This window comes from Amycolatopsis sp. cmx-4-83 (assembly GCF_046548815.1).
GTDB classification, from domain to species: domain Bacteria; phylum Actinomycetota; class Actinomycetes; order Mycobacteriales; family Pseudonocardiaceae; genus Amycolatopsis; species Amycolatopsis pretoriensis_A.
In genome coordinates, this window is sequence record NZ_JAEBEF010000004.1 from 81780 (window position 1) to 92383 (window position 10604).

Below are 10604 nucleotides of genomic sequence, written 5' to 3' on the forward strand. Positions count from 1 at the left end.
TCCCCGAGGACCACCCATGTCGAGTGAAGACAAGCTCCGCTACTTCCTCAAGCGCGTCACCGCGGACCTGCACGACGTCCGCGCGCGGCTGCGTGAGGCCGAAGAGAAGGCCGGCGAGCCGATCGCGATCGTCGGCACCGCCTGCCGGTACCCCGGCGGGGCGGACACGCCCGAACGGCTGTGGGACCTGGTCGCCGCGGGGACCGACGCGATTTCCGGCTTCCCCGCCGACCGCGGCTGGGACACCGCGCGGCTCTACCGGCCCGGCGGCCCCCGGCCCGGGCACAGCTACGTCCGGGAGGGCGGGTTCCTCGCGGAGGCCGCGGACTTCGACCCCGAGTTCTTCGGGATCTCACCGCGTGAAGCCGTCGCCATGGACCCGCAGCAGCGGCTGCTCCTCGAGGTCGCGCACGAGGCGTTCGAGCGCGCCGGCCTGCCCGTCGACGGCCTGCGCGGCAGCCGCACCGGCGTGTTCGTCGGCGGCATGGCCCAGATCTCCGGCCCGTCCGAGGAGCAGATCGAGGCCCTGTCCGGGTACCTCCTCACCGGCAGCGCGGCCAGCGTGTTCTCCGGCCGGATCGCCTACACCTTCGGGCTCGAAGGCCCGGCGATCACCGTCGACACGGCGTGTTCGTCGTCGCTGGTCGCCCTGCACCTCGCGGCGCAGGCCCTGCGCGCGGGCGAGTGCACGCTCGCTCTCGCCGGCGGGGTCACCGTGATGACGACGCCCGAGGGGTTCGTCGAGTTCAGCCAGCAAAACGGGCTCGCGGCCGACGGCCGCTGCAAGGCGTTCGCCGAAGCCGCCGACGGCACCGCCTGGGGCGAGGGTGCCGGGATGCTCGTGCTGGAACGGCTTTCCGACGCCCGCCGCCACGGCCACCCCGTGCTCGCCGTGCTGCGCGGCTCGGCGGTGAACTCCGACGGCGCGTCCAACGGCCTCACCGCGCCGAACGGCCCGTCACAGCAACGGGTGATCCGGGCCGCGCTGGCCTCCGCGCGGCTGGCACCGTCCGATGTGGACGTCGTCGAGGCGCACGGCACCGGGACTTCCCTGGGCGACCCGATCGAAGCCGAGGCGCTGCTGGCGACGTACGGCCAGGACCGCGACCGGCCGTTGTGGCTGGGCTCGCTGAAGTCCAACATCGGGCACACGCAGGCCGCCGCCGGGGTCGGCGGGGTGATCAAGGTGATCGAAGCGATGCGGCACGGCGTGCTGCCCCGCACGCTGCACGTCGACGCGCCCTCGTCGCACGTGGACTGGACGGCCGGGCAGGTCCGGCTGCTGACCGAAGCCGTGCCGTGGCCGGAAACCGGCGCGCCGCGGCGGGCCGGGGTTTCGTCGTTCGGAGTCAGCGGGACCAACGCCCACGTGCTCATCGAAGCGGTCCCGGCCGAGGCGGACGAACCGTCCTCGTCGCTGCCCGTGGTGCCGTGGGTGCTGTCGGCCAAGACCGGTCCGGCGCTGCGCGATCTCGCGCGTGCGCTGCGAAACCACGACGGTGACCCGGTCGACGTCGGCCGTGCGCTGGCCACCACGCGGTCGGTGCGCGAACACCGGGCCGTGGTCCTCGACGCCGCCGGGCTGGACGCGGTCGTCGACGGTGTCAGCGAGCCGGCCGACCCGGGCGACGTCGTCTTCGTGTTCCCCGGGCAGGGCTCGCAGTGGACCGGGATGGGCCGGGAGCTGCTCGGTTCCTCGCCGGTGTTCGCGGCGCGGATGGCCGAATGTGCTGCAGCGCTGTCGTCATTCGTGGATTGGGACCTGCTGGAGGCCCTCGACGGCGACCTGGAGCGGGTCGACGTCGTGCAGCCCGTGCTGTGGGCGGTCATGGTGTCGCTGGCGGCGGTGTGGCGCTCGTACGGTGTCGAGCCCGCCGCTGTGGTGGGGCATTCGCAGGGTGAGATCGCGGCCGCGGTGGTCGCGGGTGGACTGTCCCTTGAGGATGGTGCTCGGGTGGTTGCCTTGCGGAGCAAGGCCATCCTGCGGTTGTCCGGACTGGGCGGCATGGTGTCGCTGGGCGCGTCCGTCGAGCGGGCGCGAGAGCTGATCGCGCCGTGGGACGGAAGGATTTCGGTCGCCGCGGTGAACGGCCCGTCGTCCGTGGTGGTGTCCGGTGAGTCCGGCGCTTTGGACGAGCTGCTGGCGTCGGTGGACGTCCGGGCGCGCCGGATCGCTGTCGATTACGCGTCCCACTCCGCACAGGTCGAGTTGCTGGCCGACGAGCTGGCTTCCGTGCTGGCCGAGGTGAAGCCGCGCTCCGGCCGGATCCCGTTCGTGTCCGCGGTGACCGGGGAGGTGCTCGACACGGCGGAGCTGGACGCGGCCTACTGGTACCGCAACCTGCGTGAACCGGTCCGGTTCGACCAGGCCGTCTCGACCCTGCTCGGCCTGCGCGCGACGGTCTTCGTCGAGTGCAGCGCCCACCCCGTGCTCACCGTGGGCGTCGAAGAGACCATCGACGAGGCCGGGGCGGCCGCCGCCGCGGTCGGCACCCTCCGCCGGGGCGACGGCGGCCTGACCCGGGTTGTCACCTCGCTGGGCGAGGCGTTCGCCCGCGGTGCCGACGTCGGCTGGGCCGGGCTGTTCGCGGGCACCGGCACTTGCCGCGTCACCCTGCCCACCTACCCGTTCCAGCGCGACCGCTACTGGTCCGAGGCCGCGCCCGGCCGTCGCACGGCCGTCGACGACCTGCGCTACGAAGTCACCTGGCGGCTCGTCCCCGTCGAACCGTCCACTGTGGCGGGTACCTGGGTCGTGTGCGGCCCGGACGACGACCTCGCCGACCGCATCGCCCGAGGCCTCACCCGCCACGGCGCCGAGGTGATCCGCACGGCCGAACCCGGCGATGTCACCGGTGTCACCGGCATCATCGCCGTCGCCCCGGCCGGGCGGACTCCGGACCACCCGGACGTTCCCGCCGGGCTCGCCGCCGCGTTGGCCCTCGTGCACACCGACGTTCCCCTGTGGATGGTCACCCGCGGCGCGGTCTCGACCGGCGCCGCGGACCCGGTCACCGACCCGGAGCAGGCCCTCGTCTGGGGCCTCGGCCAGGTCGTCCGCCAGGAGCAGCCGAGCCGCTGGGGTGGCCTCGCCGACCTGCCCGCCGACACCGGCGACGCCACCGTCGACCTGTTCCTCGGCGCCCTGACCGGCCCCGAGGACGAACTCGCCGTCCGGCCCGACGGCGTCTTCGCCCGCCGCCTCACCCGGCCGGCCGCCACGAGCGCCCGGCGCACCTGGCGTCCCGAAGGCACCACGCTGATCACCGGCGGTACGGGCGCGCTCGGCGCCCACGTCGCCCGGCGGCTGGCCGCCCAAGGGGCCCCGCACCTGCTGCTCGTCAGCCGCAGTGGCCGTGCCGCCGAAGGCGCCGCGGAGCTGGCAGCCGAGCTGACCGGCCTCGGGTCCCGGGTCACCCTCGCCGCGTGCGACGCCGCCGACCGCGACGCGCTCGGCGCGCTGCTCGGCGACCTGCCCGCGGACGCGCCGCTGCGCGCGGTGGTCCACACTGCCGCCGTGCTCGACGACGCCATGCTCGGCGAGCTCACCCTCGACCAGGTCGGGCGCGTGCTGCGGGTCAAGGCCGAGGCCGCGCTCGCCCTGCACGAGCTGACCCGCGACCTCGACCTCGACGCGTTCGTGCTGTTCTCGTCCCTCGCCGGCACCTACGGCGGCGCGGGCCAGGGGAACTACGCTCCGGGAAACGCTTTCCTCGACGCGTTCGCGCGCTACCGCCGCGGCCTCGGGCTGCCGGCGACGTCGATCGGCTGGGGCCACTGGGCGGGCGGCGGCATGGCCGACGGCGGCCTGGAGACGAAGCTGCGGCAGCGGGGGGTCCCGCCGATGCCGCCAGAGCTGGCCCTCGACGGCCTGCAGCGGGTCCTCGACCTCGACGACACGGCCGTCGTCGTCGCCGACGTCGACTGGACGGCCGCGCAGGAGCCCGGCCGGCTGCTCGCCGACCTGCTCCCGCACACCGGGACCGACGCCGCCGAGCCCGGCCTCGCGGGTCTGGCGCCGGGGGAGCGGGACCGGCGGCTGCTCGAGATCGTGCGCACGCAGATCGCCGCCGTGCTCGGGTTCGCCGAGCCGGACCGGATCGACCCGGCCCGCGCCCTCCGTGACCTGGGGTTCGACTCGCTGACCGCGGTCGAGCTGCGCAACAAGCTCGGCGCCGCGGTCGGCCTGAAACTGCCCGCCACGCTCGTTTTCGACCACCCGAGCCCGGCCGCGCTGGTCGGCCACCTCGCGTCGCACTTCGGCGGCGCGACCGCTACCACCGAACTCGTCGAGCGCGGTGCGGCCGACGAGCCGATCGCGATCGTCGCGATGAGCTGCCGCTTCCCCGGCGGCGTCGGCTCGCCCGAAGACCTCTGGAACCTCCTGGCCGAAGGCCGGGACACGGTCGCGCCCTTCCCGGCGGACCGCGGCTGGGACGTCGATGCCGTGTACGACCCCGACCCGGAAACCCCGGGCCGGTCCTACGTCCGGCACGGGTCCTTTGTGGACGACGTGACCGGTTTCGACGCCGCGTTCTTCGGGATCAGCCCGCGCGAGGCCCTCGCGATGGACCCGCAGCAGCGGCTGCTGCTGGAGACGTCGTGGGAGGCGTTCGAACGCGCCGGGCTCGACCCGTCGGCGCTGCGCGGCAGCCGGGTCGGCGTGTTCGTCGGCACCAACGGCCAGGACTACGGTACCCTGCTGATGAACGCCCGCGACCAGGTCGAGGGCTACCTCGGCACCGGCAGCTCGGCGAGCGTCTTCTCCGGCCGCGTCGCGTACGCGCTGGGCTTGGAAGGACCGGCGGTCACCGTCGACACGGCGTGTTCGTCGTCGCTGGTGGCACTGCACCTGGCGGCGCAGGCGCTGCGCTCGGGTGAGTGTTCGCTGGCGCTGGCCGGCGGTGTGACGGTGATGTCGACGCCGATCGGGTTCGTCGAGTTCTCGCGGCAGCGCGGCTTGGCCGCCGACGGCCGCTGCAAGCCGTTCGCGGCCGCCGCCGACGGCACCGCCTGGGGCGAGGGCGCCGGGCTCCTGCTGGTGGAAAGGCTTTCCGACGCCCAGCGGCTCGGCCACCCGGTCCTCGCCGTGCTGCGCGGTTCCGCGGTGAACTCCGACGGCGCGTCGAACGGGCTGACCGCGCCGAACGGGCCGTCGCAGCAGCGGGTGATCCGGGCCGCCTTGGCCACGGCGGGACTGACACCGTCCGATGTGGACGTCGTCGAGGCCCACGGAACCGGGACCCGCCTCGGTGATCCCATCGAGGCGCAAGCGCTGCTGGCCACCTACGGGCAGGACCGGGCGGAGCCGTTGTGGCTCGGTTCGGTGAAGTCGAACCTCGGGCACACCCAGGCGGCGGCCGGGGTCGCCGGGGTGATCAAGGTGGTCGAGTCGTTGCGGCACGGTGTGCTGCCCCGGACGTTGCACGTCGATTCGCCGTCGTCCCAAGTGGACTGGTCGGCGGGTTCGGTTCGGCTGCTGACGGAGTCGGTTGCTTGGCCTGCGTCCGACCGGGTGCGGCGGGCCGGGGTGTCGTCGTTCGGGATCAGCGGGACCAACGCGCACATCGTGCTGGAGGAAGCGCCCCGTACCGCCGACCCGGTCGAGACGTTCTCCGGGGGAGTGGTGCCGTGGCTGGTTTCGGCGCGGACCGAGGAAGGTCTGCGGGCGCAGGCTTCCCGGCTGCTGTCGTTCCTCGAAACCGGTCCGGATCTCGTCGCGACCGCGCGGACGCTCGCCACGGGCCGGGCGTCGCTCGAATGCCGGGCGGTCGTGCTCGCCGCGGACGTCGAGGGCTTCCGCCGCGGGCTGACCGGGCTCGTCGAGGGACGGCCCGTCGCCGAAGTGGTGCGCCCCGGGGGTGTCGGCAAGGTCGCTTTCCTGTTCTCCGGTCAGGGTTCGCAGCGCGTCGGGATGGGCGAGGAGCTGTACGTGGCTTTCCCGGTCTACGCGACGGCGTTCGACGCGGCGTGCGCGCACCTGGACCCGCGGCTTCGCGACTTCCTCGGTTCGGCCGAGACCGAGTTCGCCCAGCAGGGCATCTTCGCACTGGAAGTCGCGCTGTTCCGGCTGCTGGAGTCGTGGGGTGTCCGGCCGGACTTCGTCGCCGGGCATTCGGTGGGTGAGATCGCGGCGGCGCACGTCGCCGGGATCCTGTCGCTGGAAGACGCTTGCGCGCTGGTTTCGGCGCGAAGCCGGTTGATGCAGGCGCTGCCACCGGGTGGCGTGATGATCGCGGTCCAGGCGTCCGAAGAGGACATCGAGCTTCCTGCCGGTGTGTCGCTTGCCGCGGTGAACGGCCCGGACTCGGTGGTGCTGTCCGGCGAGGAAGCCGCGGTGACCGAGTACGCGTCGACGTTCGCGAAGACCAAGCGGCTCACCACGAGCCACGCGTTCCACTCGGAACTGATGGAGCCGATGCTGGCCGAGTTCGCCGCGGCGATCGACGGGCTGGTGTGCGCCGAACCGGTCATCCCGTTCGTGTCCACTGTGGACGATTTGGTGGTGACGCCGGGGTATTGGGTGCGGCAGGTGCGGGAGCCGGTCCGGTTCGCCGAGGCCGTCGATCGGCTGCGGGCTTCGGGGGTGACCGGGTTCGTCGAGCTGGGCCCGGACGCGGTGCTGACGCCGATGGTCGACGGGGCGATCCCGACCCTCGTCGCCGGCCGCCCGGAGGAGAGCGGCGTCCTGACCGCGCTCGCCCACCTCGACGTCGGCTGGGCGCGGGTGGTGGGCGCCGGTCCGATCCGCACGGACCTGCCGACGTACGCGTTCCAGCACGAGCGGTTCTGGCTGGACGCGGCCGCCGAGGGGCAGCCCGGCACGCTCGGCCACCCCCTGCTCAGCGCGGCGGTGGAGCTGCCCGAATCCGGCGGCCAGGTGCTCACGGGCGTCCTGTCGACGCGGAATTCGCCGTGGCTGGCGGGCCACGCGGTGCACGGCACGGTCATCCTGCCCGGCACGGCGTTCGTCGAACTCGCCCTCCGCGCGGGTGCCGAAGCCGGTTGCGGGACTCTGGAGGAGCTGACGATCGCGGCACCGCTCGCGCTGACGGAACCGGTGGGTGTTCAGGTGGCGATCGGTTCGCCGGATGACGCCGGTCGCCGTCCGGTCACCGTCCATTCGCGACGTGACTCCGAGCCGTGGACGCGGCACGCGACCGGCACCCTGTCCGACAGCGCTTCGGCGGCCGAGGAGCTCGGCGAGTGGCCGCCGCCCGGAGCGTCCGAAGTGGACGTGACGGACCTGTACCAGGGCTTCGAAGACCGGGGCTTCACGTACGGCCCGACGTTCCAGGGACTGCGATCCGCGTGGCTCCACGAAGGTTCGGTGTTCGCGGAGGTGGCCCTGCCGGCCGCCGACCACGACGCGGCGGCCCGCTTCGGCGTGCACCCGGCGTTGCTGGACGCGGCCCTGCACGGCCTGGGCCTGGGCGGCCTCCTCCCCGACGACGGCCAGGGCCGCCTCCCGTTCACGTGGACGGGAGTGACCCGCCACAGTTCGGGCGCGGCGTCGCTGCGGGTGCGGCTGACGCCGATCGAGCCGGGCACGGTGTCCCTGACGGTCGCGGATGGTGGGGGCCGGCCGGTGCTGACGGTGGCATCGCTGGTGCTGCGTCCGGTGCTCCCGCAGGTGAGCGACGCGCTGTTCCGCCTGGAGTGGCGCGAGGCCGAGCCCGGTACGGCGGCGGTGTCACCGGTGTTCACCCCGGTCGAACCGGCGGACGTCCGCACGACGACGGCGACGGTCCTGGCGGCGATCCGTGCGTGGCTGTCCGGAGACCGCGACGGCGAGCTGGTGTTCGTGACCAGGGGAGCGGTCGCGGCGGCGGACGGCGACGAGGTGCCCGACCTGCCCGCGGCGGCGGCGTGGGGCCTGGTCCGCGCGGCCCGGACGGAGCACCCGGGCCGCTTCCGCCTGCTGGACCTCGACGACTCCCCGTCCCCGGAGCTGCTGCCGGACGGCGAGCCGGAGCTGGCAGTCCGCGCTGGGCGGCTGTTGGTCCCGCGCATCGCCAGGGGCACAGCGCCAAGCCTCGACCTGCCCCCGGGCGACTGGCAGCTGGTGGTGACCGCCCCAGGCACGGTCGACGGCATCACGGCGGTCCCGCTCCCCGCGGCGGCGGGCACTGTGACGGGCCCCGCGGGTTCGCTCGCCACCGGCGCGGACATCACCTCGCACCGCGAGGCCGCAAGCCCGGCGGCTTCGCTCGCCGAGGGTGCGGATGGAACCCACCCGGCGCCGCTCGCCGCCGGGGAGGTGCGCGTCGCCACCCGTCCCGCGCCGCTCGCCGAGGGTGCGGATGCCACCCGCCTCGCGCCGTTCACCGCCGGGGAGGTGCGCGTCGCCACCAACCCCGCGCCGCTCGCCGCCGCCGAGGGCGCGGATGCCACCCACCCCGCACCGCTCGTCGCCGGGGAGGTGCGTGACGTGACCCGCTCTGCGCCGCTCGTCGCCGGGGCGGCGAGCGACGCCACCCGCCCCGCGCCGCTCGGCGCCGGTGAAGTGCGCGTCGCCGTCCGGGCCGCCGGGGTCAACTTCCGTGACCTCCTCAACGTCCTCGGCCGCTACCCCGGCGGGCCCGTCCCGCTCGGCCAGGAAGCCGCCGGTGTGGTCACCGAAACCGGCCCCGGCGTCACCACCCTCCACCCCGGCGAGCGCGTCTTCGGCCTCTTCCCCGGCACCTTCGCCACCCACGCCACCACCGACCACCGCCTTCTCAAACCCCTTCCCGCCGGCTGGAGCTTCGCCCAAGCCGCGACCACTCCCGTCGCCTTCCTCACCGCCTACTACGGCCTCGTCGAGCTCGCCGAGCTCAAGCCCGGCGAGTCCGTCCTCATCCACGCGGCCGCCGGTGGGGTCGGGATGGCCGCCGTGCAGGTCGCGCGGTACCTCGGCGCCGAGGTCTACGCCACCGCCAGTCCCGGCAAGCACGCCGCCGTCGACGTCGAGGCGAGCCACCTGGCCTCCTCTCGCACCCTCGAGTTCGCCAAGCGCTTCCCCCGGATGGACGTCGTCCTCAACTCGCTGACCGGCGAGTTCATCGACGCCTCCCGGAAGCTCCTCGCCGACGGCGGCCGGTTCCTCGAGATGGGCAAGACCGACGTCCGCGAGGCACCGGGCTACCGCGCCTTCGACCTCGCCGAAGCCGGGGCCGAGCGGCTCGGCCGGATGCTCACCGAAGTCCTGGAGCTCTTCGCCGCCGGCCACCTGCGGCCGCTCCCGGTGCGCGCGTGGGACATCCGGCGCACGCCGGACGCCCTGCGCTTCCTGAGCCAGGCCAAGCACATCGGGAAGCTCGCCCTGACCGTCCCGCGCGCGCTCGACCCGGACGGCGTCGTCCTGATCACCGGCGGCACCGGTGCGCTCGGCGCCGCCCTCGCCCGGCACCTCGTCCGCGGCGGTGCCCGGCACGTCGTGCTCGCCAGCCGGCGCGGGATGGCCGCGCCCGGTGCGCGGGAACTCGCCGCCGAGCTGCCCGAGGTGACGATCGCCGCGTGCGACGTCGCCGATTGGGACGCCGTGGCCGAGCTGGTCGAGACGCTGCCGCTCACCGCGGTCGTGCACGCCGCCGGCGTGCTGGCCGACGCGACCGTCGACCGGCTCACCGACGACGACCTCGCGGCCGTCCTGGCCCCCAAAGCCGACGGCGCGCGGCACCTGCACGAGCTGACCCGCGACGCCGACCTCGCCGCCTTCGTGCTGTTCTCCTCGGTGTCCGGTCTCGCGGGCACCGCCGGCCAAGGCGCGTACGCGGCCGCCAACGCCTACCTCGACGCGCTCGCGGCCCACCGCCGGGCCGACGGCCTGCCGGGCACCTCGATCGCCTGGGGCGTTTGGGAAACCGGCATGGCCGGAGAACTCGCCGAAGCCGACCGGGCCCGGATGAGCCGCTCCGGCCTGCTGCCACTGTCCACGGAGGACGGATTGGGCCTGTTCGACGCGGCGGTCGCGGACGCGGCGAGCCTGCTCGTCCCCATGCGGCTCGACCCGGCGGCCCTGCGCGGCGACGACGTCCCGCCGCTGCTGCGCGGGCTCCTCCGGGCGCGGGCGCAGCGCACGACCCAGGCGGCCGACGCCGCCGGGCTGGTGCGGCGGCTGGGCGGGCGGACCCCGGCCGAGCAGGACGGGATCGTGCTCGACCTGGTCCGCGAGGCGATGGCCGCCGTGCTCGGGCACGCCGACGGCACCGGCGTCGACCCCGGTCGCGGGTTCCTGGACGTCGGCTTCGACTCGCTGACCGCGGTCGAGCTCCGCAACCGGCTCGCCACCGCGACCGGGCTGCGGCTGCCGTCCACCCTGGTCTTCGACCACGCTTCACCCGCCGAGCTCGCGGCGCACCTGCGCGGCGAACTCACCGGCGCCGAGCCGGACGCGGACCGGCTGCTGTCCGAAGTGGACAGCCTGGAAACCCGCCTGCTGGCCGCCGATCTGGACGACGCCGCGCGGGCGGCCGTGCACGGCAGGCTCCGGACGCTGCTGGCCAAGTGGTCCGGCACCGCGCGGGCCGCCACCGTCCCGGACCGCCTCGCCACGGCGTCCGCGGACGACCTCTTCGACTTCATCGACAACGCACTGGGGAGCTGACGGTGTCCAACGAGGA

General features: G+C 74.5%; 1 protein-coding gene. It reads left to right on the plus strand.

Annotated features, from left to right (window positions below):
- Window positions 1-16 precede the first annotated feature (16 nt).
- Complete coding sequence (locus ACLJQM_RS13185) at window positions 17-10588, plus strand: SDR family NAD(P)-dependent oxidoreductase (protein ID WP_410631422.1); 10572 nt, start codon at window positions 17-19, stop codon at window positions 10586-10588.
- Window positions 10589-10604: the final 16 nt, after the last annotated feature.